Annotated in this window: 27 protein-coding genes and 1 pseudogene; 18 read left to right on the forward strand and 10 right to left on the reverse strand. The window is 72.5% G+C overall.

Annotated elements, in window-relative coordinates; genetic code table 11:
• Window positions 1-73: 73 nt before the first annotated feature.
• Window positions 74-562 (reverse strand): hypothetical protein, encoded by a 489-nt coding sequence (locus ABZ459_RS06650; protein WP_357966738.1) that lies wholly within the window; start codon window positions 560-562, stop codon window positions 74-76.
• A 349-nt stretch (window positions 563-911) separates the two neighbouring features.
• On the opposite strand from ABZ459_RS06650, the gene ABZ459_RS06655 reads away from it, so the two are divergent.
• From ABZ459_RS06655 to ABZ459_RS06700, 10 genes and pseudogenes are all read left to right on the forward strand, one after another.
• Complete coding sequence (locus ABZ459_RS06655) at window positions 912-1,448, forward strand: hypothetical protein (RefSeq protein ID WP_357966740.1); 537 nt, start codon at window positions 912-914, stop codon at window positions 1,446-1,448.
• A 53-nt stretch (window positions 1,449-1,501) separates the two neighbouring features.
• A complete protein-coding gene (locus ABZ459_RS06660) occupies window positions 1,502-2,860 on the forward strand; it encodes an SRPBCC family protein (protein ID WP_357966743.1) in 1,359 nt (452 codons plus the stop codon).
• A gap of 56 nt (window positions 2,861-2,916) precedes the next feature.
• A pseudogene (gene gvpJ, locus ABZ459_RS06665) lies at window positions 2,917-3,123 on the forward strand (gas vesicle protein GvpJ); the annotation flags it as partial.
• Window positions 3,124-3,337: 214 nt separating this feature from the next.
• The gene (locus ABZ459_RS06670; protein WP_357966746.1) at window positions 3,338-4,132 is read left to right on the forward strand and encodes a GvpL/GvpF family gas vesicle protein; all 795 of its coding nucleotides are present in this window, start codon (window positions 3,338-3,340) and stop codon (window positions 4,130-4,132) included.
• Window positions 4,133-4,211: 79 nt separating this feature from the next.
• Complete coding sequence (locus ABZ459_RS06675) at window positions 4,212-4,400, forward strand: gas vesicle protein GvpG (RefSeq protein WP_352320939.1); 189 nt, start codon at window positions 4,212-4,214, stop codon at window positions 4,398-4,400.
• A gap of 44 nt (window positions 4,401-4,444) precedes the next feature.
• Window positions 4,445-4,807: a gas vesicle protein gene (locus ABZ459_RS06680; protein ID WP_357966749.1), complete on the forward strand. Its 363-nt coding sequence runs from the start codon at window positions 4,445-4,447 to the stop codon at window positions 4,805-4,807.
• 26 nt (window positions 4,808-4,833) lie between these two features.
• Window positions 4,834-5,214, forward strand: coding sequence for a gas vesicle protein (locus ABZ459_RS06685; protein WP_357967450.1), 381 nt, complete (start codon window positions 4,834-4,836; stop codon window positions 5,212-5,214).
• Window positions 5,204-5,986 carry a GvpL/GvpF family gas vesicle protein gene (locus ABZ459_RS06690; protein ID WP_357966752.1) on the forward strand — a complete coding sequence of 261 codons (783 nt, stop codon included), beginning with the start codon at window positions 5,204-5,206 and terminating at the stop codon, window positions 5,984-5,986. The genes ABZ459_RS06685 and ABZ459_RS06690 overlap by 11 nt, the downstream gene beginning before the upstream one ends.
• Window positions 5,973-6,212 (forward strand): gas vesicle protein, encoded by a 240-nt coding sequence (locus ABZ459_RS06695; RefSeq protein ID WP_357966755.1) that lies wholly within the window; start codon window positions 5,973-5,975, stop codon window positions 6,210-6,212. The genes ABZ459_RS06690 and ABZ459_RS06695 overlap by 14 nt, the downstream gene beginning before the upstream one ends.
• Entirely contained in the window at window positions 6,196-6,507 is a 312-nt protein-coding gene (locus tag ABZ459_RS06700) for a gas vesicle protein K (protein ID WP_357966758.1), read from the forward strand. Before ABZ459_RS06695 ends, ABZ459_RS06700 begins: the two co-directional genes overlap by 17 nt.
• A gap of 8 nt (window positions 6,508-6,515) precedes the next feature.
• Here ABZ459_RS06700 and ABZ459_RS06705 read toward each other — a convergent pair whose 3' ends face one another.
• The 3 genes from ABZ459_RS06705 to ABZ459_RS06715 all read right to left on the reverse strand — a co-directional run bounded on the left by ABZ459_RS06705 (window position 6,516) and on the right by ABZ459_RS06715 (window position 11,128).
• On the reverse strand, window positions 6,516-8,828 hold the full coding sequence (locus ABZ459_RS06705; RefSeq protein WP_357967451.1) for an FtsX-like permease family protein: 2,313 nt from the start codon (window positions 8,826-8,828) through the stop codon (window positions 6,516-6,518).
• Window positions 8,825-9,559 (reverse strand): ABC transporter ATP-binding protein, encoded by a 735-nt coding sequence (locus ABZ459_RS06710; protein WP_357966760.1) that lies wholly within the window; start codon window positions 9,557-9,559, stop codon window positions 8,825-8,827. The genes ABZ459_RS06705 and ABZ459_RS06710 overlap by 4 nt, the downstream gene beginning before the upstream one ends.
• A gap of 171 nt (window positions 9,560-9,730) precedes the next feature.
• On the reverse strand, window positions 9,731-11,128 hold the full coding sequence (locus ABZ459_RS06715) for a glutamate decarboxylase (RefSeq protein WP_357966763.1): 1,398 nt from the start codon (window positions 11,126-11,128) through the stop codon (window positions 9,731-9,733).
• A gap of 186 nt (window positions 11,129-11,314) precedes the next feature.
• Between ABZ459_RS06715 and ABZ459_RS06720 the strand changes: the two genes are divergently transcribed.
• The 4 genes from ABZ459_RS06720 to ABZ459_RS06735 all read left to right on the forward strand — a co-directional run bounded on the left by ABZ459_RS06720 (window position 11,315) and on the right by ABZ459_RS06735 (window position 14,921).
• Complete coding sequence (locus ABZ459_RS06720) at window positions 11,315-11,641, forward strand: hypothetical protein (RefSeq protein ID WP_357966766.1); 327 nt, start codon at window positions 11,315-11,317, stop codon at window positions 11,639-11,641.
• A gap of 68 nt (window positions 11,642-11,709) precedes the next feature.
• Window positions 11,710-13,239: an FAD-dependent monooxygenase gene (locus ABZ459_RS06725; protein WP_357966769.1), complete on the forward strand. Its 1,530-nt coding sequence runs from the start codon at window positions 11,710-11,712 to the stop codon at window positions 13,237-13,239.
• Window positions 13,240-13,383: 144 nt separating this feature from the next.
• Entirely contained in the window at window positions 13,384-13,722 is a 339-nt protein-coding gene (locus ABZ459_RS06730; protein WP_357966772.1) for a YciI family protein, read from the forward strand.
• On the forward strand, window positions 13,719-14,921 hold the full coding sequence (locus tag ABZ459_RS06735) for a DUF6596 domain-containing protein (protein ID WP_357966775.1): 1,203 nt from the start codon (window positions 13,719-13,721) through the stop codon (window positions 14,919-14,921). The genes ABZ459_RS06730 and ABZ459_RS06735 overlap by 4 nt, the downstream gene beginning before the upstream one ends.
• A gap of 194 nt (window positions 14,922-15,115) precedes the next feature.
• Here ABZ459_RS06735 and ABZ459_RS06740 read toward each other — a convergent pair whose 3' ends face one another.
• Window positions 15,116-15,685 carry a DinB family protein gene (locus tag ABZ459_RS06740; RefSeq protein ID WP_357966778.1) on the reverse strand — a complete coding sequence of 190 codons (570 nt, stop codon included), beginning with the start codon at window positions 15,683-15,685 and terminating at the stop codon, window positions 15,116-15,118.
• A 60-nt stretch (window positions 15,686-15,745) separates the two neighbouring features.
• Between ABZ459_RS06740 and ABZ459_RS06745 the strand changes: the two genes are divergently transcribed.
• On the forward strand, window positions 15,746-16,726 hold the full coding sequence (locus tag ABZ459_RS06745; protein ID WP_357966781.1) for a YafY family protein: 981 nt from the start codon (window positions 15,746-15,748) through the stop codon (window positions 16,724-16,726).
• On the opposite strand, the gene ABZ459_RS06750 is transcribed toward ABZ459_RS06745, so the two are convergent.
• Window positions 16,710-19,202 (reverse strand): cytochrome c oxidase assembly protein, encoded by a 2,493-nt coding sequence (locus ABZ459_RS06750; RefSeq protein WP_357966784.1) that lies wholly within the window; start codon window positions 19,200-19,202, stop codon window positions 16,710-16,712. The genes ABZ459_RS06745 and ABZ459_RS06750 overlap by 17 nt on opposite strands.
• Window positions 19,203-19,368: 166 nt before the next feature.
• Window positions 19,369-20,985 (reverse strand): AMP-binding protein, encoded by a 1,617-nt coding sequence (locus ABZ459_RS06755; protein ID WP_357966787.1) that lies wholly within the window; start codon window positions 20,983-20,985, stop codon window positions 19,369-19,371.
• Window positions 20,986-21,071: 86 nt separating this feature from the next.
• Between ABZ459_RS06755 and ABZ459_RS06760 the strand changes: the two genes are divergently transcribed.
• The 3 genes from ABZ459_RS06760 to ABZ459_RS06770 all read left to right on the forward strand — a co-directional run bounded on the left by ABZ459_RS06760 (window position 21,072) and on the right by ABZ459_RS06770 (window position 23,129).
• Window positions 21,072-21,947: a LuxR C-terminal-related transcriptional regulator gene (locus ABZ459_RS06760; protein ID WP_357966788.1), complete on the forward strand. Its 876-nt coding sequence runs from the start codon at window positions 21,072-21,074 to the stop codon at window positions 21,945-21,947.
• A 70-nt stretch (window positions 21,948-22,017) separates the two neighbouring features.
• On the forward strand, window positions 22,018-22,395 hold the full coding sequence (locus tag ABZ459_RS06765) for a DUF2255 family protein (protein WP_357966791.1): 378 nt from the start codon (window positions 22,018-22,020) through the stop codon (window positions 22,393-22,395).
• A 68-nt stretch (window positions 22,396-22,463) separates the two neighbouring features.
• Entirely contained in the window at window positions 22,464-23,129 is a 666-nt protein-coding gene (locus tag ABZ459_RS06770) for a flavin reductase family protein (protein WP_357966793.1), read from the forward strand.
• On the opposite strand, the gene ABZ459_RS06775 is transcribed toward ABZ459_RS06770, so the two are convergent.
• From ABZ459_RS06775 to ABZ459_RS06785, 3 genes are read right to left on the reverse strand one after another with little or no spacing between them, the layout of a single operon-like run.
• Entirely contained in the window at window positions 23,126-23,632 is a 507-nt protein-coding gene (locus ABZ459_RS06775) for an NUDIX hydrolase (RefSeq protein WP_357966795.1), read from the reverse strand. The two genes, ABZ459_RS06770 and ABZ459_RS06775, sit on opposite strands and share 4 nt — an antisense overlap.
• A gap of 9 nt (window positions 23,633-23,641) precedes the next feature.
• Window positions 23,642-24,385, reverse strand: coding sequence for an ABC transporter permease (locus tag ABZ459_RS06780; protein WP_357966797.1), 744 nt, complete (start codon window positions 24,383-24,385; stop codon window positions 23,642-23,644).
• On the reverse strand, window positions 24,366-25,307 hold the full coding sequence (locus tag ABZ459_RS06785; protein ID WP_357966800.1) for an ATP-binding cassette domain-containing protein: 942 nt from the start codon (window positions 25,305-25,307) through the stop codon (window positions 24,366-24,368). The genes ABZ459_RS06780 and ABZ459_RS06785 overlap by 20 nt, the downstream gene beginning before the upstream one ends.
• Window positions 25,308-25,357: the final 50 nt, after the last annotated feature.

The raw sequence follows: 25,357 nt of genomic DNA on the forward strand, positions 1-25,357 counted from the left end.
CTTCGGGGCCTCTTCTGCGTTGCAGGGGGTCTCGCCGTCGCGCCGCAGGCGGATCAGCGACCAGGCTCAAAGGTCACCGGAAGATCGTGTGGCACATACGCGCCCGCACCCCCTGGAACCTGGCGCACGGCGAGTGGTGGTGCCTGTGCCCTTTCGCGTGGCGCGGCTTCCTCGCCGCGTGCTTTGCCGCGTGCTTTGCCGCGTGCTTCGCCGCGGTCTTCGGAGGCGCGGCCGGATGGCGCGGTTGGGTGGCCGGTGGCCGAGGTGGCGCGGCCGGGGCCGCCTGCGGGACGGCCGCCTGCGGGACGGCCGCCTTCAGGACGCCCGTCGGCCCGCGGCCCAGGGCTTCCTCCTGCAACCCGCGGCTGACCGTGAAGCCGACGAACACGCCCAGCCCGAGCGCGAGGGCGACCGCGATGACGACGAAGACATGGCTGAAACGTCTGCGAGGGGCGAGCGGAGATCCCCGGAAGAGCGCGGACGGCGGAAGGACGGCCTTGCCGCGTGCCGCGGGCCGGGACGGGGCCGGACGGATGAAGACGGAAGATGGCAGGTCGTTCATGGTCGCCTCCGAGATCACACTCAGATCGTTGCCGTCTGGTCCCGTATGACGCTCGGTGCGAGGACTCCGGTTCGCGAGTTGGCGAATCCTTGGGCAGGTCGGGCCCAGGTCCTGACGCTTCCGCGTGCCTGAGCCCGGGGGCAGGCGGGGCTAAACGCCGACTGATGGGTCGGCTTGGATTCGCGCCCGGACACCAACTCCCTGTCCCGTTTTTCGCCAATTGGGTGCTTTGTCGGTTTTCCGGGTAGGTCAAGCCGCGGCGAGCAGGCGTCGGCGTGTTCGGGGTCTGTCCGCGCGCACTGGACCCAGTGCGGGTCGAGATGGTGAGCGAGCGGAAGGAGCGCTGATCATGTCGAGCAGGTTGCAGATGGCCTTTGCCGTACTCGCCGGGTACTACCTCGGCAGGCGCCACAAGTTGCGCACGGCTGCGGCACTGGCGGCGGCCGGGCTGGCGGGACGCGCCAGCTGCGGCCAGGGTGGTGGCCTACTGGCGCAAGGCGTCAAGGCCCTCGGCTCCAATCCCGAGCTTCAGCGGATGACCGGCCGCCTTCGGGGCGAGCTCATGGAAGTCGGCAAGGCGGCGGCCATTTCGGCGGCCACCAAGCAGATCGACTCCCTGACCCACAAGCTCCAGGAGCGTGGGGAGAAGCCCGGTGCCGCGCAGGGCGAGGAAGCCGAGGCTCAACCCACGAAGCGGCAGGCGCCCGCAGACGAGGAATCCGGCTACGACGAGGACTACGACGAGAACGATCGCTACCAGGAGAACGACGACGAAGAGGAACCGGAGCAGGTCAGACGGAGGCCCGAGGGTCATGAGGGTAACGAGGGTCACAGAGGGCAGCGGCGGACACGTCCTGTCCGGCGGGTCGGCCAGTCACGGAGGTGAGTGCGGTGGCTGAGGCAGCGAAGAGGACGGCGACCGGAAGCGGCGGGGAAGCCTTGGGCAAGGCCGCCGGAACGGCCCGTCGAGCCGGTGAGGCCGCGACGGGCACGGCCGAGGACGTCGCCGGGAAGGCCGGAGACGTCACGGGGAAGGCCGGAGACGTCACCGGAAAGGCAGGGGACGTCGCGGGGAAGGCCGCGGAGGCCGGGCAAGGCGTCGCCGACGGCCTGCCGATGGACCGGCTCGTGCAGTCCGCGCAGGGCCTTCTGCAGGCGGCGGGCACGCGGGTGTTGTCCTCCGCGGGGGACAAGCTCGAAGGCCTGACCGGCCGGCTCACCGATTACGTGGAACACGGCGGAAAGGGCCTGATGAGCGCGGTCACGGGCTCGGACAAGCCCGGCTTCATGAGCGGAGCGCTGAAAGGCGGCCTCACGGGAGGTCTGAAAGGAGGCATCAAGGGGGGCCTCAAGGGGGGACTCAAAGGCATCTGGCAGAAGATCACCGGCCGTGGCGGCGGGAAGGCCGGCCACGCGAAGATCACCAACATCGTCGAGTCGATCGACATCGGTGCGCCCCGGCGCCTGGTGTACGACCAGTGGACCCAGTTCCAGGACTTCCCGACCTTCATGAAGAAGGTCGAGACCATCAACCAGGAGTCCGACGAGGAGCTGTCCTGGAAGGCCCAGGTCTTCTGGTCGCACCGGACCTGGAAGGCGCACATCATCGAGCAGATCCCCGACCAGCGGATCATCTGGCGGTCCGAGGGGGCGAAGGGGTATGTCGACGGAGCGGTGACTTTCCATGAGGTCTCGCCTGACCTGACCCGGGTCCTGGTCGTGCTGGAGTACCACCCGCAGGGCCTGTTCGAGCGCACCGGCAACCTGTGGCGCGCCCAGGGCCGGCGCGTACGCCTGGAGCTCAAGCACTTCAGACGGCACGTGATGGCGCACCTGCTGCTGAAGCCCGACGAGCTGGAGGGCTGGCGCGGCGAGATCCGGGACAGCCAGGTCGTCAAGGATCACGAGACCGCCGTCCAGGAGGAGCGGGAGCAGCAGGAAGCCGAGGAGCAGCAGCCCGAGGAGGGCGAGCGGGCGGAAGCGGAACAGCCCGAGGAGGAGCGGCCCGAAGAGGGCGAGCGGGCGGAGGCCGAAGAGCCCGAGGAGGAGTACGAAGAGGAGCCCGAGGAGGAGGAAGAAGAGGAGGAACCCGAGGAAGAAGAAGGGGAGTTCGAGGAGGAAGAGGGAGAGTTCGAGGAGCCCGAAGAGGAAGAAGAAGAGGAAGAGGAGGAGGAAGAGGAGCCCGAGGAGCGTCCCGCGGCTCCGGCCGTGGCGCGGCGTCGCGGCGGAGCGTCCACCCGCCGGTCCGCGGCCGAGCACGACCGCCCGGTACGCCGGCGTCGGATCCGGGCCGAGTAGCCACTCGTCAGGGCCTGTCGCCGAAGGCCCGGCCACCCAGAACCAGGGGGAACGACATGACCGTTCAGCCTGCCGGTCGCGGTACACCGGCCAGCAGCGGCACCGCGGGGACAAGTCTGGCCGACGTCATCGACACCATCCTCGACAAGGGCCTCGTCATCGACGCCTTCGTCCGGGTCTCGCTCGTCGGCATCGAGGTGCTGACGATCGACACCCGGATCGTCGTGGCCAGCGTGGACACGTACCTGCGCTTCGCGGAGGCGGCCAACCGCCTCGACCTTTCGGCCACGGAGAAGGGCCTGCCGGAGGTCGTCGAGGGGGTGACGGCGGCCAGGGCCGTCGGCCAGGCGAGCCAGCCTGACGCCGGGGAGCTGGAGGCCGCCTCCGACGAGCCCGACGAGTTGCAGGAGCTCACGGGTGAGGTCGTGGACCGCGAGGAAGAGCCGCGCCGGGCACGTCGTAGGGAGGATGACTGAGATGTCGCCACACGGAGAGGTCGCCGGGTCCGAGGACGCGTCGCAGGCGAGCATGAACGGCTACGCGTCCTACGTGTACGGGATCGTACCGATGGATGTCGAGGTGGAGCCCGGGACCGAGGGAGTGGGGGACCCCGGGGGGCAGGTGCGGCTGGTGCCGTTCGGCCAGATCGCCGCTCTGGTGAGCGATGTCGAGCCGGACCGCCCGCTCGGCCGGCCGCGGGACCTCCAGACGCACCAGCGGCTGCTCGACCAGACCGCGGCGGAGGTGCCGGTGCTGCCGTTCCGGTTCGGGGCGGTGCTGACGAACTCCGAGGCCGTGGTGGAGGAGCTGCTGAAGCCGTACCACGACCAGTTCGCCGACGCCCTGCAGGAGGTGGAGGGCCGGACGCAGTACGTCGTCAACGGCCGGTACGACGAGCGCGCGATCCTGCGCGAGATCCTGCGGGAGAACGGCGAGGCCGAGAGCCTTCGGCAGCAGATCGCCGGCCGCCCGGAGGACGCGACGCGCAACGAGCGCATGCGGCTCGGCGAGATCATCGAGGGCACGATCGCGGACAAGCGCGAGGCGGACACCGCGACGGTGGTGGACGAGCTCTCGGACCTCTGCGAACAGCTGGCCGTGCGCGAGCCCTCCCACGAACGGGACGCCGCGCACGTGGCCGCGCTGGTGGCGCGCGACCGGCGGGCCGAGTTCGAACAGGCGGTGGACGAGCTGGCCCGCCGCTGGTCGGGCCGCGTCGATCTGCGGCTGCTCGGACCGATGGCGCCGTACGACTTCGTCGGCACGAGCTGACCGCGCCGGCACGGACGCCGACGCCGGGGAGGAGTGAACATCCTTGGGACTGGGGACGTTGCTTTTTGGCTGGCCACTCATGCCGCTCTACGCGGTCGTCAAGCTCGGCGAGCTTATGCGCGACCAGGTCGAGCGGGAGCTGCACGACCCGGCCGTGGTCCGGCGCCGCCTGGAGGAGGTGGAGCAGGCCAGGGCCGACGGCCGGATCTCCGCGGAGGAGGAGGACCGGGCGGTGGAGGAGATCTTGCGGGGGATGGTCGGCTGGTGAGGCGTTAGCGGGGGGCCGCACCAGGAAAGTACGGGGGTGATGTGGTGCCTGCCAGGCAGGAGACCGAGCACAAGCGTGTGCCGGGGACACGGCGCGCGGAGACCGGCGGCGAGGGGCCGCCTCGTACGCGTCCGGCGAACATGTCGGCCGCCGAGGTGGCCGGGGTCGGGTTGCGGATGATGACCGAGCTGACCGGCAAGGAAGCGGAGAGCGTCACGCTGGTCGAGCCGGTCGAGGACGGGTGGGTGGTCGGCGTGGAGATTCTGGAGGACCACCGGATCCCGTCCTCGGGTGACACCCTGGCCCTGTACGAGATCGACCTCGACATGGCGGGCAGCCTCCTGTCCTACCGCCGGGTGCGCCGCTACAAGCGGGGCAGCGGCGATCTCGCCGAGGGCTCGCGGTGAGCGCCAACGTGCGGCCGAGCCCGTACATGCCCGGATCCTCGTACCAGCCGGCCTCCCATGGCGGCCGCGAGTCGGCCAACCTCGGCGACATCCTGGAACGGGTGCTCGACCGGGGCGTGGTGATCGCCGGCGACATCCAGGTGAACCTGCTCGACATCGAGCTGCTGACGATCAAGCTGCGGCTGCTCATCGCCTCGGTCGACACGGCCCGCGAGATGGGCATCGACTGGTGGGAGCACGACCCGTGGCTCACCGGCGACACCCAGGAGCTGGCGAAGGAGAACCGCAAGCTGCGCCGCCGCCTCGCGGCTCTTGAGGAGATGGTGTCCGCCCGGGTGGTGGAAGGCGGCCCCGCGACCGGGCGCGCGCCCGGCCACGTGCCTGAGGCGGTCGAGCGTGGCCACTGACCAGGGCGTCTACCTCTACGCGGTCACCCGCGACGAGGGCGAGGGGCCCGACGGTCTGGCGGGGGTGGCGGGCGCGCCCGTGCGACGTCTCGCGCACCGGGGGCTGGCCGCCTTCCTCAGCACGGTCTCGCTGGCGGAGTTCGGCGAGGAGGCGCTGCGCCGCTCGATGGAGGACCTCGCCTGGCTGGAGGAGACCGCACGCGCCCACCACCGGGTGGTGGAGGCCGTCGCCGCCCTGCGGCCCACGGCGCCGGTGCGGCTGGTCACCGTCTACACGGGCGAGGCGCAGGTGCGGGAGCTTCTCGACGAGCGGCACGAACAGTTCGACGCGGTGCTGGCGCGGGTGGCCGGCCGGCGGGAGTGGGGCGTCAAGGCGTACGCCGTTCCCGGTGGCGCGGAGCCGGTGGCCGACCCGCAGGGCGCGACGCCGGGGGCGGCCTACCTGAACCGCCGCCGGGCCGCCCTGCGTAGCCGGGAGGCCGACTGGCGCCGGGCCGCCGAGCACGCCCGTGAGGTGCACGAGGCGCTGATGGACATCGCCGTCGTCGGCAGATGCCACCGGGCCCAGGACCCGCAGCTGTCCGGACGGCGGGAGCAGATGGTCCTCAACGGCGCCTACCTGGTGGACGACGAACGCGCCGCCGAGTTCGCGCAGGCGATCGAGGACGTCGCCGAGCAGGGGGTCACCGTGGAGCTCGTCGGCCCCTGGGCGCCCTACTCCTTCGCCGCCCTCGACCAGGACGGTGAGGCAGCGTACGGTGACGCCTCCTGAGCCGAGAGGAGGCCGGCTCGCCGCCCAGGGCCGCCTGCCCGAGCAGCGGGTGGCGCTCGTCGACCTGCTGGACCGCCTGCTGGCGGGTGGGGCGGTCGTGACCGGCGACCTCGTGCTGTCCATCTCCGGCATCGACCTCGTACGGATCTCCCTGAGGGCCCTGCTGGTCAGCGTGCGCGAAGGCGACGCGGTCGAAGGAGGGATGCGACATGACGAGCCCGACTGACGGGCAGGCGGCCAGACGCGGCGAGTGGCGGCTGGAGACGGACGCCGACTCGGTGCAGCACGACCTGAGCCGCCTCGTGCTGACGCTGGTCGAGCTGATCCGCCAGCTGGTGGAGCGCCAGTGCGTCCGGCGGATGGACAACGGCGACCTGACCGGGGAGCAGCTGGAGGCAGTGGGGCTGACCCTCATGCGGCTGGAGGAGGCCATGGCCGAGTTGTGCGACCGGTTCGGGCTGTCGCCCGCCGACCTCAACCTCGACCTCGGCCCCCTCGGCACCCTGCTCCCAGCGGACTGACCGTTCGCTCACGCGGCCGAGCGCATCGTCAGCCGGGCGGGCAGGGCGGTGGCCGCCAGAGCCAGCACGGCCGCCGCCCCGACCACCGCCGCGTACGTCCCCACCGGCACGTACGGCACCGCCGAGCCGGTCATCCCCGCCCCGAACGCGGCCAGGGTCACCAGCGCGGCCCCGGTGCCGAGCACGACGGAGGTGGCCACCGCGCCCAGCGTCTCCAGCCGCAGCATGCGCAGCACCTGCCGCCGCGTCGTCCCGGCCAGGCGCAGCGCGCGCATCTCACCCGAGCGGGCCGAGGTGGCCATGGCCAGCGTGTTGACCACGGCGATCGCGGTGAAGGCGATGATCAGGCCCAGCGCCACGAACGTGGCCTGCGGGTTCGACGCGCTCACCTCGGCGGCCCGCGCCCGGTCCAGCACCGACGCCCCGGGCAGCGCCTCGGCCAGGGCGTCCACGGTCAGCCCTGGCGCCTTGACGAGCAGGGAGGCCGCGGGGTCGTCCACGTGGCCCGCCACCAGGTCGTACGGCAACGTCAGGTCGCCGAAGCCCAGCCCGCGGGTGTACACCGCGCTGACCGTCACCGTCGCGGGGGTGCCGTCGCCCAGCGTCAGCTTCAGCGGGTCGCCCACCTCGACGTCCAGCCGTTCGGCGGCGGTCGAGCTGACGGCCACGTCCTTCATGGAGCCGGCGACGATGCCCAGGTCCATCGTGCGTTCGTCGTAGGTGACCGCCTGCGCGCCGTATTTGTCCAGGCCGGCCCGGACGGTCGTGCGCAGCACCCGGGTGACGGCCTCGACGCCGGGGACCTTGGCCGCCTCGGCGGCGGAGACGCCGGTCAGGACGTACTCGGCGCGGGTGCCCGCGTCGGCCTGCTCCTGCGCGGCGTGGCCCATCGTGGTCTGGACGAAGAGGATCGTACAGGTCATCGCGATCATCAGGGTCAGCGGCGACAACACCGAGGCCAGCGCCCCCGAGTTGGCGCGCAGGTTGCGCGCGGCCAGGAAGCCGCCCACCCGGGAGGCCCGCAGCGGGATCGACAGCACCGCCGCGGCCACCCGCGCGACCACCGGGCCGAGCAGCGTCAGCGCGATCGTCCAGACCAGCGCGGTCAGCATCGTCACGGGCGTGGCCGCCGCCTCGGTACGCAGGTTCGACAGGACCACCGTCAGCGTCACCGCGCCGGCCAGGACGATCGGCCCGGCCACCAACCGCCACCGGGCCACCCTGCCGCTGTCCAGCACCGCCTCGCCCAGTGCCTCCACCGGCCGGATCCTGGTCAGCCGGCGGGCCGACACCCGGGCCGCGACCCAGGCGGCGCCGACCGTGGCCAGCAGCGCGGCCAGCGGCGGGAACGGGCTGACCACCAGGCCGAGGTTCGCCGGGACCGTCCCGAGCGAGACGAACTGGGCGCGCAGCCAGAACCCGACCCCGATGCCCGCCGCCGAGCCCAGCACCCCGGCCACGCCGGCGACCAGCAGAGCCTCGCCGCCCACCAGCTTGCGCACCTGCCTGGGGGTGGCCGCCACGGCGCGCAGCAGGGCCAGCTCGCGCTGCCGCTGCTGGATGGACAGCGCGAACGTACCCACCACGGCCAGGATCGCGACCAGCAGCGACGTTCCGGCCAGCGCGCCGCCCATGCTGATCAGCTTGACGCGTGCCTGCTCGGCGTCCAGGAACTCCAGCCTGCCCCGCTCGTCACCCGTGTGGACCACCGCGCCCTCGGGCGCCCGGTCCAGGCCCGGGAACACGCCGACCGCGCTCACCCTGCCGGGGTGACCGGCCAGGCGGCGGGCCTCGGCGGTGCTGAAGAACACGGTGTCCTGGCTCGGGAGCGCCTGCGCGGTGACGCCCACCACGCGGTGTCCGCGCAGCTCGGCGCCCACGTCGAGACCGGCGCGCGCGTCGACGACGATCTCTCCCCCCGACCTGGGCTCGCGTCCCTTCGCGATGGTGAACGGGGTGAGCGCGGCCGACTCCCAGCCGTGCCCGGTGAAGCCGCCGAAGGGGAACGTCACCTCGGGGACCACCTTGTCGGCCCGGATCGCCGCCACGACGGACTCGGGCAGCCAGGCGCGTTCCGTCAGGGGCTTGGCCTTGGTCTTCGTCTCGCCGTCGCCCTTGTCGACGGTCTGGCGCACGTACTGGTCGGCGGCCACGATCGCGGGGGCGCCGGCGTACCGCTCGGGGGCGACGCCGCCGCGCAGGCCGGTCTCCAGCAACATCAGGCACGCGCACACCAGGGCGGCGGCGCACAGCAGCGCGAAGAACGCGCCCGCGAACGCGGCCTTCCTGTGCCGCAACATCCTCAACGCCAAGGTGATCATCGGGTCCACGCTCCCAGCCTGGTCATGCGCTCGGCCACCTTGTCGGCGGTCGGTGCGGTCATCGCGTCCACGATCCGGCCGTCGGCCAGGAACAGCACGGTGTCGGCGTACGAGGCGGCCACCGGGTCGTGCGTCACCATCACCACCGTCTGGCCCAGGCCGTCCACCACCTCGCGCAGCAGCCTCAGCACGTCGCGGGCGGTCATCGTGTCCAGTGCGCCCGTCGGCTCGTCGCCGAACACCACCTCCGGCCTGGTGACCAGCGCCCTGGCGATGGCCACCCGCTGCTGCTGGCCGCCCGAGAGCTGCGCGGGCCGGTGCCCGGTCCGGCCCTCAAGGCCGACCCTGCGCAGGATCTCCGCCAGCCAGGTGCGGTCCACGCGGGCCTTGGCCAGGCGCAGGGGGAGCGTGACGTTCTCGACGACGTCCAGCGCCGGGATCAGGTTGAACGCCTGGAACACGAACCCGATCCGCTGCCTGCGCAGCTCGGTCAGGCTGGTCTCGTCCATGCCCGACAGTTCCGTGCCGCCGAGCCGCACCGAGCCGGACGAGGGCACGTCCAGCCCGGCCGCGCAGTGCAGGAACGTGCTCTTGCCCGACCCCGAGGGGCCCATCACGGCGGTGAACGACCCTTGCGGGATGCCCACCGACACCTCACGCAGGGCCGCGACCGCGCCCTGGCCCTTGCCGTACACCTTGCTCACGGCGTCCAACCGCACCACGTCCGTCATGGGTACAAGCCTGCTGGCCTGCGCGTACACCCACCAGAGACGCGATCACCGATCGCCCATGACGTCTTCACGATCCGGACATCTGGCCATATTTCCCCTACGGCCTGGACGGCGACCAACGAGAAGGGCGATCCCCGGATCTGGGGATCGCCCTTCAGTGGGACCGCCGGCTCACCTCCCGGTCGGCACGCCCGGCTGCTCGGCGGACGTCCGCGGCCGCGGGACCCGGTTGTCACGCAGGTACTCGACCTCGGTACGCAGGTTCGCCAGCAGCTTGGCCGCGATGTCCTGGCTGAAGCCGTTGCGGATGACGAAGCGGATGACGGCGATGTGCTCCAGGTTGGGCGGCAGGTAGTACGTCGGGGCCTGCCAGCCGTGCATCTTCAGCCGCTCGGCCAGGTCGAAGACGGTGAAGCCGTCGAAACCGGGGGCGGTCCGGACGGCGAGCACCGGCAGCTCCGAGCCGTCGGCGATGAGCGAGAGCTCGGGCAGCTTCGCGATCTCGTCGCCGAGGTAGGTCGCGACGTCCCGGCAGGTCTGCTGGACGGCCCGGTAGCCGTCGAAGCCGAGCCGCAGGAAGTTGTAGTACTGGGCGACGACCGGCGCGCCGGAGCGGGAGAAGTTGAGCGTGAAGGTGTCGATGTTGCCGCCGAGCAGGTCGCAGGAGAGCACCAGGTCTTCGGGCAGCGCGTCGGGCTCCTGCCAGACGATCCAGCCGACGCCTGGGTACACCAGGCCGAACTTGTGCCCCGAGGTGTTGATCGACTGCACCCGGGGGAGCCGGAAGTCCCACACCCGGTCGGGCTCCAGGAACGGGGTGATGAAACCGCCCACGGCGGCGTCGACGTGCAGCGGGATCTTCAGGCCGCGCTCGGCCTCCAGCCGGTCGAGCTCGGCCGACATCTGCTCGATCGGGTCGTACTTGCCGCACTGCGTGGAGCCGAGCACGCCGACGACGCCGATGGTGTTCTCGTCGCAGAACTCCCTGAGCCGGGAGGCGGACAGCGTGTAGGCCGGCTCCTCGATCGGGACCCAGCGCGGCTCGACGTCCCAGTACTGGCAGAACTTCGGCCAGCAGGTGTGGACGGCGGTGCCCATCACGAGGTTGGGCCGGTCGACGGGCAGCCCGGCCGCCCGGCGCCGCGCGCGCCACTGGAACTTCATCGCCAGCGCGCCGAGCATGGCCGCCTCGCTGGAGCCGCCCGTGGAACAGCCGACGCTGACGCCGTTTGGATCGTTCCACAGATGGTCGAGCATGTTGACGCAGCGCGCCTCGATGTCGGCCGTCTGCGGGTACTGGTCGTGGTCGACGATGTTGCGGTCGAGGGTCTCGGCGATGAGCTCGCGGGCCTGCGGCTCCATCCAGGTGGTGCAGAAGGTGGCAAGGTTGAGCCGGGCGTTGCCGTCGAGAAGGAGCTCGTCACGGATGAGAGCCTGGGCCGCGCTGGGGTTCATCGGGCTGGCCGGCATCTTGAAGCGGGGCACGCCGCCCTCGGGCACCAGCCCGTTGTAGAGGGGGTTGACATCGAGCGCTTCCTGCCACCGGTCGGATTCGACTCGTCTGAGCATGAGCTTCACCTTCTCGATGAGTCCTGTGATGTCGAGCACTCACAGTAGGCAAGTTTTTACTGTCAGTCAACGCCCGCTTTACCCGCGAGCCGCGGGCCGCGCACCGAGGAGAGTCACTTGACGGGAGAGCCGGTGTTCGTCAGGTTCCAAAGCCCTGCGCCGAACGGCCGCGGGACGTACCCAGGTGTGTTCGGGCTGGTCAACAACCTCGCCGAGCGAGGTCTTCTGTCGGACGAGGAGGAGGCGTTCAGGCGCGAGAACAACGCGTGGTACGAGGCGAACTTCACCGACCCGACGACCGTGGATCCCGACGTCTACCGCCGGGACGTCAACCCGGCGGCGGCGGCCTGGTTCAAGGCGTCGGCCGGTCGGCTCGTCGAGCGGGTGCCGGGGTATCTGGCGATCCTCGCCGCGCACGATGTGGCCTGTGTACGCCTCGAATCGGCTGATCCAGGCAGGATCATCTACGAAGACGACGATCAGGTGGTCGTCGTCCCCTATATGGCCAGCTAGGGCGGGTTGGGTGGGGTGTGTCGGCATAGGGTGGGCGGCCGGATGGTGGCTTATGAGAGGAACGTCCAGTGACGGATGCCGATGTGATCATCGTGGGGGCCGGGCCGACCGGTCTCATGTCGGCGGCGGAGCTGCGGCTGGCCGGGGTGCGGCCGTTGGTGCTGGAGCGGAAGGCGCGGCGCAGGGACGTCCCGAAGGCGGGCGGGCTCGGCGGGCAGATCCTGGAGTTGCTGCGGTACCGGGGCCTGCTGGAACGGTTCGCGGCGGCCTGCACCGAACCGATGCCGGCGCCCAGGTTCCCCTTCGGCGGGGTGCATCTGGACCTCACCCAGCTGGCCGATCCGCCGATGCACGCCCTGCCGCTGCCGCAACAGCTCCTTGAGCGGCTGCTGGAGGAGCGCGCCGGCGAGCTCGGCGTCGACCTGCGCCGCGGCCACGAGGTGGTCGGGGCGAGCCAGGACGACACCGCGGTGACCCTGGACGTACGCGGACCGGACGGCCCCTACCAGGTGACCGCCCGGTACGTGGTGGGATGTGACGGCGCGCGCAGCCGGGTCAGGGAGCTGGCCGGCATCGCCTTCCCCGGCACCGTCTATCCGGAGGTCAACCGGCTGGCCCAGGTCCCCCTGCCCGACGAGGTGACCGTGCTGGGCAACGGTGATCTCGACGTGCCCGGCTTCGGAGCGATCCGCGCCGGTTTCACCCGCACCGAGAGCGGCCTGCTGGGCGTCGGCTCGTCGCCGGACTCCAGGGTCGTCTCGTTCTACACCGCCGAGGACGAGAGCACCGAGTACGACGACGACGTCCCGATGACCGTGCCGGAGCTCCAGGACAGCCTGCGCCGCGTGGTCGGCGTGGACCTGCGGGTGGGGGAGGCGCTGCGGCTGTCGCGGTTCACGTTCAAGGCGCGGCAGGCCGAACGGTACCGGGACGGGCGGATCCTGCTGGCCGGGGACGCGGCTCACCTGTTCCCGGCGACCGGGATCGCGCTCAACGCGGGCATGCTCGACGCGGTCAACCTGGCCTGGAAGCTGGCCGCCGAGGTGCGGGGGTGGGCGCCGTCCGGGTTGCTGGCGACGTACCAGGAGGAACGTCATCCGGCGGGCGCCCGCACCATGCTGCACACGCGCGCCCAGGTGGCGCTGCGGCGCGGCCACGACGCGGCCGCCGAGGCGCTCCGGGAGGTCTTCCAGGAGCTGCTGACGGACGAGCAGCCGCTGCGCCGCATGGGCGCGATGGTGGCCGGCAGCGACATCCGCTACCCGATGCCCGGTTCGCACCATCACCCGCTGGCCGGCGCGTTCGCCCCCGACCTCACCCTGCACACCGGCCAGGGCATGACCGGCGTCGCCGAGCTCATGCACCCCGCGCGGCCCGTCCTGCTCGATCTGGCCGACCGAGCGGACCTGCGCGAGGTCGCGGCCGAGTGGCGGGACCGGGTCGACGTGCACACGGCCAAGACCGACCAGCGCCCGGCCGACGTGCTGCTGATCCGTCCGGACGCGCACGTCGCCTGGGCGGCCGGCCCGGACGAACCGGCCGACACGGCCGCGCCCGCGCTGCGCGAGGCGCTGTCCACCTGGTTCGGCGCCCCCTGAGGACGCGCGATCCGGCCGGGTGCGCAGATTCTCCGGCCCCCATGTCGTGACGGCGGCGCGGCCGATCGTCTTCCAGGTAGAAAGGCTCCGCCGCCCGGCTCGTCGAGCCGCAGGGCGGCGGACCGGAGACCGAGGGAGGACGACGTGAAGTACGTGCTGATGTTCTTCGAGACCGAGCAGTTCGCCAAGGAGCTGGCCGAAATGGGCGAGCTGGAGCAGCGGACGGCCTACGAGGCGGTGGGACGGTGGTTCACCGAGCACGCTGACAAGATCACCCATCACGCCCACCTGGCTCCTGGCCACACCGCGACCACGGTGCAGCTGGGCTCGGGGGACCCGGTGGTCACCGACGGGCCGTTCGTGGAGGGCAAGGAGGTGATCAGCGGGTTCGCCGAGATCGAGGTGGCCGACCTGGACGAGGCCCTGCGGATGGTGCGGTCGTGGCCGGCCTGCCCGCTCGTGGAGATCCGCCCGCTCTCGTGACCGAGCCGGCGCACGGGGAGGTGCTGGCGCGGACGGTGCGCGAGCACGCCGGCCGCCTGGCCGCCTCCCTGGTCTCACTCCTCGGCGACTTCTCCGCGGCCGAGGACCTGGTGCAGGACGCCGTCGAGATCGCGCTGCGCCGCTGGCCGGAGGAGGGGGTGCCGGACCGTCCGGACGCCTGGCTGTTCACCGTGGCCCGGCGGCGCGGCCTGGACGTGCTGCGGCGCGAGTCGAACTACCGGGCCAAGCTCGCCCGCCTCACCTGGCCGGAGCCCGCCGTGCGGGACGACCGGCTGCGGTTGATCTTCACCTGCTGCCATCCGGCGCTGTCGCGTGCGGCGCAGATCGCGCTCACGCTGCGCGTGGTGTGCGGGCTCGGCACGGCGCAGATCGCGGCGGCGTTCGTCGTGCCGGAGGCGACGGTGGCGCAGCGGATCACCCGAGCGAAGCGGAAGATCGGCGAGGCCGGGATCCCGTACCGGGTGCCGTCGCAGGAGGAGCTGCCGGAGCGCCTGGGCGAGGTGCTGGCGGTGGTATATCTGCTGTTCAACGAGGGGTACCTGGCCAGCACGGCGGACCGGGCGCAGGCGCCCGACCTGGTCGTGGAGGCCGAATGGCTGGCCGCGCTGCTGGTGAACCTGATGCCGGGGGAGCCCGAGGCGGCCGGGCTGCTGGCGCTGATCCGGCTGCACCGGGCGCGCGGCGCGGCCCGCTTCGACCCCGGCGGACGGTTGGTGCTCCTCGCCGACCAGGACCGCGGCCTGTGGGACCGGCGGGCGATCGAGGAGGCGAGCGCGTTGCTCACGCGTGCCGCCAGGGCTGGGCGGCGGCCCGGCCCGTACCAGGTGCAGGCGGCGATCGTGGCCTGTCACGCCGAGGCCGGGACCTTCGCCGAGACCGACTGGGCGCAGATCCTGGTGCTGTACGACATGCTGCTGTTCCTGGCGCCCTCGCCGGTGACCCGGCTGCACCGGGCCGTCGCGCTGCGCTACGGACAGGGGCCTGAGGCGGCGCTCGCCGAGCTGCGCGAGCTGGGGCCGGCGTTGGAGCGGTACGCGCTGTTCCACGCCACCCGGGCCGAGCTGCTGCGAGCCCTGGGCAGCCGGGACGAGGCCCGTTCGGCCGACGAGAGGGCGCTGGAACTGACCCTCAACCCGGCCCAGCAGGCACTCCTGGAAGCCCGTCTGCGCTGGGACTGACCCCTGGCGGCCGTCGGGTCCGAGCCGTCGCGCGAGCGCCCGCGTTCACCTCGAAGACGGGCGCCCACCTGGCCCTCGGTCCCGACACGTCGTCCGGCCCTCGTGCCAGTCCTCGTGGGCGAGGGGGTGACGGGCCTCGATGAAGCCGTGGATGTCGGTGCTCATGGGGAGAGGGTAGGAAGTGACGCCTCCGGTCAGGGGCGGTTCATGTGGAGGTGCAGGTCGCGCAGCAGGCAGACCTCCGACAGGTGGTGGATGAGCTCGCGGTGGACGTGCAGGACCAGGTCGGCCATGGGGGCCTCCGGGTAGGGCTCCGCGTCGCCCATGGGCAGGCGCAGGCCGGCCTCGCCGAGGTCCCGCACGCCCGCCAGCCACCGTTCGGCCTGCGTGTCGAGCTGGTCGAGCGCCGCGGCCGCGCCGCCGGCGTACTCCCAGGTCTCGTACGAGGCCGGCGGCGCCCCGAAGTGGACGGCGTTGCGGACGGCCAGCACGCCGACGATGACGTGGCCGAGCCGCCAGGCGATCGTGGTGAAGGGCGGCGGCACCGGCTGGGGGAAGGCGAAGTCGATCGTGTAGCCACCCGCGCCGGCCTGCACGGGCGCCGTGGAGGTGCCGCGCGGCCGTACGCTCCAGGCGTCCGGCACCGGTGACCAGAAGTACTCCTCGTCGGTCAGACCGTCGAGCCGGGCCCGGAGCTGGTGGTTCCAGTGGAACTCCCACTGCTCGCGCAACGTGCGGTTCCAGTCGAGTGTGTGTGCGTCCATGGATCACACGATCACTCCACTGGCGGACAGGATCGGTCCGCTTTCTGGCAAGGTGGCGGCATGGACGAGACGGGCGGCGAGGAGCGGGGCACGACCGAGCGGGTGCTGACCCTGCTCGGCCTGTTGCAGCAGCGTCAGGTCTGGACCGGCCCCGAGCTGGCCGGACGGCTCGGCGTCACGTCGCGCACGGTACGCCGTGACGTGGAACGGCTGCGCGCGCTCGGCTACCAGGTGCACGCCAGCCAGGGCATCGGCGGCGGCTACCGGCTCGGCCCCGGCCAGGACCTGCCGCCGCTGCTGCTCGACGACGAGGAGGCGATCGCCACCGCCGTGTCGCTGCTCGCCGGGGCGGACAGCGCGGTCGCGGGCGCGGGCGACGCCGCGATCCGGGCGCTGGCCAAGCTCGACACGGTGCTGCCCGCCCGGCTCCGGCACGAGGTGCGCGCGCTGTCCGGGGCGGTGGAGTCGTTCGGCGGAGGGCGTGCGCCGGTCGATCCCGAGGTGCTCATGACGCTGGCCAGGGCCTGCCGGGACGAGGTCGAGGCCGGCTTCGACTACCCGTCAGGAGGGCGGGTGGGGCGGCGGCGGGTCGAGCCGTACCGGCTGGTGACCTCCGACCGGCGCTGGTACCTGCTCGCCTACGACCTCGACCGGGACGACTGGCGCAGCTTCCGGGTGGACCGGATGGCCGAGGTGGCCGCGCGCACCTTCCGGTTCCGGCCGCGGCCGGCGCCCGACGCGGCGGCGTACGTGCAGGAGGGCGTGGCGAGCCGGGCCTATCCGCACCAGGCGCGCTTCCTCCTGCACGCCCCGGCCGCCACGGTACGCGCGCAGGTCCCGGCGTCGGCGGCCGTCGTGCGGGAGCGGGGGAGCGACCGGTGCGAGCTGGTCAGCGGCTCGGGCAGCCTCGACTACGTGCTCATGCACGTGGTCGCGCTGGGCCACGACTTCGAGGTGCTCGACCCGCCGGAGCTGAGGGAACGCTGCCAGGAACTGGCCCGCAGGCTGTCGTCGGCCGGGGCGGTCAGGCCGTCGGAGTGACGGGGGCGGTGTCCAGGGTGAAGGTCTCGACGATCTCGGTGCAGGTGCCGTGCTCGCCCATCACGCACAGCGCGAGGGTCCGGTAGGCGGCGGTGAAGGCCGACGGCGCGGCAAGGAGGCCCAGGTCGAGCGGGTGGTCCCGCTGCTGGAGCCGGGTGAGGGTGATGTGCGGGCGGAACAGGTCGCCGATCTCGTCGTAGCCGTAGAGGTCGAGGTTGGCGCGGGCGTTGGGCGGCGCGGTGAGCCGGTGGTCGGCCAGCACGCGGCCGACCGGGTCGCGGTGGCGCAGGCCCGTGCGCAACGGGTTGAGCGCGGCGACGACGTCCTCCTGGAGGCGGGTGATCGCGTCCGTCTTGCGGAAGAACAGCTCGACCATGCCGTGCTCGTTGGCGGCGAAGGACTCGCCTTCCAGGAGCGTCGCGGAGGTGCGCCGGCTGAGGTCGCGCAGCAGCGCGACGGCCTTCTCGAGCTGGTCGGGGGTGAAATTGGCCATGTAGAGCGAGATGTGCGGGTAGAGGCCGTCCTCGCGCAGGACGAACTCGGTCGCGGCGGCCTCCGCGCAACGCCGGCTCAGGCGCACGGCCTCGGCGTTGACGTCGTGCGGCGGCAACAGGACAACGTCGTAGACCGGGAGATCGCCCATAGGGGATGAGTGTAGGACGGACCGGGGGCGGTGCGCGCGGGCGGCCTGCCGCCGCAGGGCCAGGCGTACGGCCGGGAACGCGTAGGCGGCCAGCGGCACCAGCAGGAACACCACCCCGGCCGCGCGCTGGTCGGCCAGCGGGTCGGGCACCCCGGGCGGGGCCGCCAGGGCGAACCAGTCCGCCGCGACGGCCGGGCCCACCAGCAGGTACGTCCCCAACCCGAGGTACGCGACGGCGGCCACCGCCAGCACTCGGACCCGCGCGGCCCACGGGAACGGCCTGGGCAGCGGGTCGAGGTCGAGCACCACCCAGGCGACCAGCAGGCCCACACCGGCGGACACGGCCATGGTGACCAGGTGGGGCGCGTACCCGGCGAGCGACCAGGGCAGCCACGGCGTGCCGTACAGCAGCAGGAGCAGCACCGGGACGGCGGCCGTCAGCAGCGCGGGACGGGTGAGGCGCCGCCCGGGGGCGCGGTCGCCGAGCGGGCCGTACTGGGAGCCGGGGCCGGTGGCCCGCGCGGCCAGGGTGAGCGGCGCGCCCGCGCACAGCAGGAGCGGCGCGACGACGGCGAGCACGACGTGCTGCAGGGCCTGGGCCGACGACATCGCCCGCGCGTACCCGCCCACGCCGCCGAACAGCGCGACCGCGGCCAGGGCCAGCCCGGCGTGCCAGGAGAGCGTGCGCAGGACCGGCCAGCCGGGCACCCGGCGCAGACCGGCCAGGTAACCGGCGGCGGGCAACGCCAGCAGCAGCAGGACGAGCGGGTCGAAGCGCACCTCGCTGAGGAGGGCGCCGGGCGAGAAGGGCGCGAGGGCGTACTCCAGGACGGGATGGTCGTGCCCGCCGCCCGCGCCGGGCGGCGGCGGGGTGCGCGAGAGGCCGACGGCCAGCCCGGTCGCCGCCACCATCACGGCCACCTCGCCCGCGGCCAGCCGGACGAACGTGCCCCGCACCCCCCGGTCGGCCACACCGGCGACGGTACGCAGACGGTGCCGCCGGCCGAACCAGGCCAGCACCGCCAGGGCGGCGACCTTGGCCAGCAGGAGCAGGCCGTACCGGCTCAGCCACAGGTCGGACAGGGTGTCGAGGCGCACCCAGGCGCTGACCAGGCCGGAGAGGGCCACCGCGGCGAAGCAGCACAGCGCGATCGTGCTGAAGCGGGGCAGCACGACCCGCAGGTCGGCCGAGCGCCGGAAGTGCAGCAGCACCGCGGCCAGGCCGCCCACCCACACCGACACCCCCAGCAGGTGGGCCATCAGCGCGGACACGGCGATGTCGTGGTCGGCCGCCGAGGCGGCATGGCCCACGTAGGCGGGCGGCAGCAGCCCGAACGCCGCCACGGCCATCGGCACCCAGGCGGGCACCCGGCGCACGAGCGTGGCCACCGCCACCGCGAACGTCGTGACCAGCACCACCAGGAGCGCCTGCGTCTGCGGGAGCGAGGTGCCGAAGTCGAGCATGCCGGGCTCGGCGAGCAGGTTCTGCACCGGCATCGGGATGAAGCTGGACAGGGTGAACAGGTAACCGGCCAGGGCGGCGACCGCCCACCCCAGCGCCCACCAGCCCGCCGCGCGCAGGCACCGCGCCGACTCCGGCGAGCCGGCCGGGGCGAGCACGGACGCCGCCAGCAACGTCCCCACGCACGCCACCGCGCACAGGTCGAGGGCCAGGCGGGCCAGCGGCAGCCCCCAGTCGGTGACCGGACCGGCGGTGGGCAGCCCGAAGACCTCCACCGTGCCGGCGCCGCCGCCGAAGCGCAGCGCCGCGACCAGCACCAGGACGCCCACGCCGACCGCGAACACGGCGTACGTCCGGGCAGAAGCTCTCATAGCCGACCCGCCACGTCGTCGGAGGCCAGGAACCCGGCCGCGCCGCCCGGGGCGGGCGCGGTCCCCACATGCTCCCACAGGGCCTTCGGCCGGGCCAGGCGCGAGCGACGTCTGCTTCCAGCGCATACGCGGAGATACGCGCCCCCGCCGCCCGCGGTTCAGCAGGTCAGGGATGGAGGCCCAGAAGGGTGACGGCCTGTTCGCGCATCTCGACCTTGCGGATCTTGCCGGTGACCGTCATCGGGAACCCGTTGACCAGGTGCACGTAGCGGGGGACCTTGTAGTGGGCCAGACGGCCGGAGCAGAAGTTCCTGATCGCCTCGGCGGTCAGCGGCTCGGTGCCGGGGCGCATGACGATCCAGGCCATCAGCTCCTCGCCGTACTTCTCGTCCGGCACGCCGATCACCTGGACGTCGGCGATGTCGGGATGCGTGTAGAGGTACTCCTCGACCTCGCGCGGATAGACGTTCTCGCCGCCCCGGATGACCATGTCCTTGATCCGGCCGACGATGTTGACGTAGCCCTCGGCGTCCATGGTGGCCAGGTCGCCGGTGTGCATCCAGCGGGCCTCGTCGATCGACTCGGCCGTCTTGTCCGGCTCGTTCCAGTAGCCGAGCATCACCGAGTAGCCGCGGGTGCACAGCTCGCCCGGCTCGCCCCGGGGCACCGCGAGCCCGGTCTCCGGGTGCACGATCTTCACCTCCAGGTGCGGCATCACCTGGCCGACCGTTTCGGTGCGCCGGACCAGCCCGTCGTCGCGGCGGGTCATCGTCGACACGGGTGACGTCTCGGTCATGCCGTAGCAGATCGCCACCTCGCTCATGTGCATCTCACCGATCACCCGCTTCATCACCTCGACCGGGCACGGCGAGCCCGCCATGATGCCGGTGCGCAGCGACGACAGGTCGAAGTCGGCGAAGCGCGGATGGCCCAGCTCGGCGATGAACATCGTCGGCACGCCGTACAGGGAGGTGCACCGCTCGCTCTCCACGGCCCGCAGCGTGGCCTCGGGGTCGAAGCCGGGCGTGGGCAGCACCACGCAGGCGCCGTGCGAGGTCGCGCCCAGGTTGCCCATGACCATGCCGAAGCAGTGGTAGAGCGGCACCGGCAGGCAGACCCGGTCGTCCTCGGTGTAGCCGACGCCCTCGCCGACGAAGTAGCCGTTGTTGAGGATGTTGTGGTGCGACAGCGTCGCGCCCTTGGGGAAGCCGGTCGTGCCCGAGGTGTACTGGATGTTGATCGGGTCGTCGAAGGACAGCGTGGCCGCCCGTACGCGCAGCGCGGCGGGGTCGGCGCGGCGGCCGGTCTCGACCAGCTCGTCCCAGCCGGGCTCGCCGATGAACACCACCTGCGTGAAGCCGATCTCGGCGAGCATCGCGCGGTAGTCGCTCGTCTTGTGCTCGACGGCGCTGACCAGCAGCCGCATGCCCGACTGGCGGACCACGTAGTCCAGCTCGTGGGCGCGGTAGGCCGGGTTGATGTTGACCAGGATCGCGCCGATCTTGGCGGTGGCGTACTGCGTCAGCACCCATTCGGCGCAGTTGGGGGCCCAGATGCCGACCCGGTCGCCCTTGGCGATGCCCCTGGCCAGCAGGCCGAGCGCCACCTCGTTCACCGCGGCGTCGAACTCGGCGTACGTCCAGCGCCGCCCGCTCGCCATCTCGACCAGCGCCTCGCGGCCGGCGTACCGGGCCGCGGCGCGTTCCAGGTTCTCCCCGATCGTCTCGCCCAGCAGGGGGAGCGCGGAGACGCCGGACGCGTAGGAGAGCAGTGAGTCACCCATGCCCGAAGCATCCGCCAGGGCGGTGAGGCACGCTACCCCCGTTCAGGGGTAGCCGCGGGACGCCGGCCGCGTGCCATGCTGGTGACATGGCGGTGACACATCTTCCGTCGAGTGCCCTGGCCCCGCAGGCCGCCGTGCTCCTGCGGGCCGCCCTCACCCGGATGCGGCACGTCGTCGGGCTGCCCGTCCTGTTCGGCGGCGCGGTCTCGGCCCCGGGCGGCGCCGTGCGGCTCACCGAGCTGACGGGGGTCCGCACGGACGTGCTGCGCGGGCTCGCCATCCACACCGGCAGCGGCCTGGGCGGCCGGGTCCTGGTCACCGCCCGGCCGGGCAGCGTCGAGGACTACGTCACCGACTCCCGCATCAGCCACGAATACGACCGGCCGGTGGCGGCGGAGGGCCTGCGGGCGATCGCGGCCGTCCCCGTCGTGGTGGGCGAGACGGTCTACGGGCTGCTCTACGGCGGCGTCCGCGAGCCGCTGCCGCTCGGCACCCGCGTCCTCGACGGCATGCACCAGATCGCCGCCCGGCTCGGCGTCGAGCTGGCCGTACGCGCGGAGGTGGAGCGGCGGGTGGCCGCGCTGGAGACGGCCGCGATCACCGGCGCCGCCCGCGAACGGCCCGCCGGCCCCGAATGGGAGCAGCTGCGCGAGGCGCACGCCGAGCTGCGCTCGATCGCCCAGGAGGTCGCCGACCCGGTCCTGCGCGAGCGGCTGCAGGGCGTCTGCGACCGGCTGACCGCGCCGAACGGCGGCGCCGTCCCGGCCAACCCGCTCTCGCCCCGGGAGCTCGACGTGCTCTCCCTGGTCGCGGTCGGCTGCGGCAACGCCGAGGTCGGCCGGCGGCTCGACCTGAAGCCGGAGACGGTCAAGAGCTACCTGCGCAGCGCGATGCGCAAGCTCGGCACCCACACCCGGATGGAGAGCGTGGTCTCGGCCAGGCGCGCCGGCTACCTCCCCTGACACCGGCGGATTTACCAACTACGGACGATGCCCGTCGGCGCCGTCGACCGGTTCCGGGTAGGCCCCCACCATGACTGCTTGGACGAACGACGAACTCGACCGGATCGCCGCCGCCGAGGAGCTGCAGATCGCGTCCCTGCGCGGCGACGGCGAGCTGCGCCGCCCGGTGACGATCTGGGTCGTCCGCCTCGGCGACGACCTGTACGTCCGGGCCGTGAACGGGCGGGACGGCACCTGGTTCCGCGGCGCCCAGGAGCGCGGACGCGGCCGGATCCAGGCCGGGGGCGTCGACAAGGGCGTCACGTTCGCCGACGCCGACCAGGAGCTCAACGACCGGATCGACGCCGCGTACCGGGCCAAGTACCGCCACTACTCGGAGAGCATCGTGGACTCGGTGCTCAGCGGGCAGGCGCGGGCCGCCACGATCAGGCTCGTGCCGCGCTCCTGACCGGCCCGGCAACGAGAGGTCCGAAGGCCGCCAGCACCCGGCCCTCACCGGCGGCGACAGTGGGACGCATGAACACTGTCGTGGATCAGCACGTCCGCATTGAACCCAACATCCTCTACTTCGGCACCCCCGTCGTCCTGATCTCGACCGTGAACGAGGACGGCACCCCCAACCTCGCCCCCATGTCGTCGGCCTTCTGGCTGGGCTGGCGCGGCCTGCTGGGCCTCGGGGCCAGGTCGAAGACGTCCCAGAATCTCGTGCGGACCGGCGAAGGCGTGCTCAACCTGCCGTCCGACGCCCTCGCCCCCCAGGTGGACCGGCTGGCGCTGACCACCGGGAGCGACCCGGTCCCCGAGCGGAAGTGGCAGCGCGGCTACCGGTTCGTGCCGGACAAGTTCCAGCGGGCCGGGCTGACCGCCGTCCCGTCGGAGACGGTGGCCGCGCCCCGGGTGGCCGAGTGCCCGGTCGCCATGGAGGTCGTGGTGGAGGAGACGCATCCGGTCGGCGACGGCGGGGTGCTCGCGTTCGAGGTGCGGGTGCAGCGGGTCTGGGTGCACGAGGACATCCGCATGAAGGGCACCGACGACCACATCGACCCCGACGCCTGGCGTCCGCTCATCATGAGCTTCCAGAAGCTGTACGGCCTGGGCCCGCAGGTGCACCCGTCCACCCTGGCGAGCATCCCGGAGCGGCACTACCGCAGCGCCGACCTCGAACGCGCGCGCACCCTCTAGAGGCGTTCCAGCAGCGGCAGCCAGGTGCGGTGGGCGCACAGCTCCTTGATCCGCGCCCGGGGCAGCCACTCCGCGCCCGTGCTCTCCGACCCGGCCGGCGGCGCGGTCGCGGCGCCGGGCGCCGCCAGCCGGGCCCGGAACATCACCATGTACGTCAGCGGCGCGTAGCGGTAACCGGCGGGAGCCGGGCGCAGCAGCTCGATGCGCTGCCACGCGAACACCGACAGGGCCGACGGCTCCAGGAGCAGGCCGGTCTCCTCCTGGAGTTCCCGGACCGCGGCCTCGGAGGCGCTCTCACCGGCCTCCAGGTGGCCGCCCGGCACGTCCCAGCCGCGTCCTGGCCGGTCGACGCAGGTGAGCAGGGTCCTGCCGGTGCTGTCGGAGACGAACACGAACGCCGAGGTCGTGCCGTCGGCGGGCGGGAGGTCCGGGGAGAGGATCACGTCGAGGCGGTGCTCGACGGGGATCCACGGCACGGTGCGGGAGGCCATCACACGGGTCATGCCTCCATTTCACACGCCCTTGCGCATGGCCCGGTTGCCCAGGTACAGGCCGATCGCGGCGACCAGGCAGGCCGACGCGGTGCCGTACAGGACGGAGGGGTTCGCGAGGTCGCCGGAGAACAACGCGCGCTGGCCCTCGACGATGTACGTGACCGGGTTCGCCGTGCCGACGGCGCGCAGCCACCCCGGCGCGGTGTCCAGGGGGAGCAGCACGCCCGACAGCAGCAGCAGGGGGAACAGGATCGACTGGCTGACGATGTAGAACAGCGTCCCGCCGGGCGCCGACCGGATGGCGAGGACGAACGAGAACGCCCCCAGCCCCACCCCGAAGACCGTGAGCTGCGCCAGCCCCGCCAGGACGCCCGCCGGATACAGCTCGAACCCCAGCGGGACGGCGAGCACGATGATCAGCACGGCCTGGGCCAGCAGGACGACCATCGCCTTCATCGCCCGGCCCACCAGCATCGCCGTCCGGTTCAGCGGCGTGACCAGCATGCGTTCCAGCGAGCCGCCGATCAGCTCGACCAGCAGCGTGTAACCGGCCGACATCGGCCCGGTCAGGCACATCATGACCAGGATGCCCGGCACGAACCACTGCCACGACGAGCCCACGGCGCCGTCCAGCAGCGCGCCGAACAGGAACAGGAACAGCAGCGGCTGGCCCATCTCGAACAGCAACGCGACCGGCTCGCGCAGGACCGGCCGGAACTCGCGGGTGAAGACGGTGGTGGTGTCACGCAGGAAGGTCGTCATCGGTGAGGCTTCTCCCGGTGAGGGTGAGGAACACGTCGTCAAGGGTGGGGCGCGCGGTCTCGGCGGCGGTCACCTTGATCCCGGCGGCGTCGAGCGCCCGCAGGCAGCCGGGGAGCGCGGCGGGCGCGTTCGCCACCCGCAGGCGCACGGTGACGCCCTCGGCCTGGCCGCCGGTCAGCTCGGCGGCCCTGGCGGCGTCCTGGCCGGTGTCCGTGGTGACCGTGATGGTGTCGCCGGCCAGGTCGTTCTTGAGCTGCTCGGCCGTGCCGTCGGCGATGATCGTGCCGTTGTCGATGATCATCACCCGTTCGGCCATGTTGTCGGCCTCCTCCAGGTAATGGGTGGTGAGGAAGATCGTGGTGCCGTACGCCTCGCGCAGGCGCAGGATGTGCCGCCAGATGTCGGCGCGGCTCTTGGGGTCGAGGCCGGTCGAGGGCTCGTCGAGGAAGAGCAGGTCGGGGCGGTGGATGAGGCCGAGTGCGATGTCCAGGCGGCGGCGCTGGCCGCCGGAGAGCGTGCCCGGCCTGCGGCCGGCCAGGTCGTCCAGGTCGAGCAGGCGCATCAGCTCGCCGGCCCGCGCGACGGCGTCGGAGACGGTCAGGCCGTAGCAGCGGCCCTGCGTGACGAGCTCGTCCCGGACGCGGAAGCTCTCGCCCGCGCTGTTCTTCTGGCCGACGTAACCGATGCGGGAGCGCACGCCGGCCGGGTCGCGGGCCACGTCGTGCCCGGCGACGACGGCGGTGCCGGAGGTGGGCGGGAGGAGGGTCGTGAGCAGGCGGAGGGTGGTGGACTTGCCGGCGCCGTTGGGGCCGAGGAAGGCGACGAGCCGGCCGGGTTCGACGTCGAGGTCGATGCCGCGTACGGCTTCGACGGTCTCTTTCTTCATTTTGAACACTCGGGTGAGGCCCCGGGTGTGGATCATGGGTGGTGCCTCCTGGGCATGGCGAAGAAACCCCTGGTCAGGGGCCCTTT

The organism is Nonomuraea sp. NPDC005692, assembly GCF_040631115.1.
In the GTDB taxonomy this organism is placed as follows: domain Bacteria; phylum Actinomycetota; class Actinomycetes; order Streptosporangiales; family Streptosporangiaceae; genus Nonomuraea.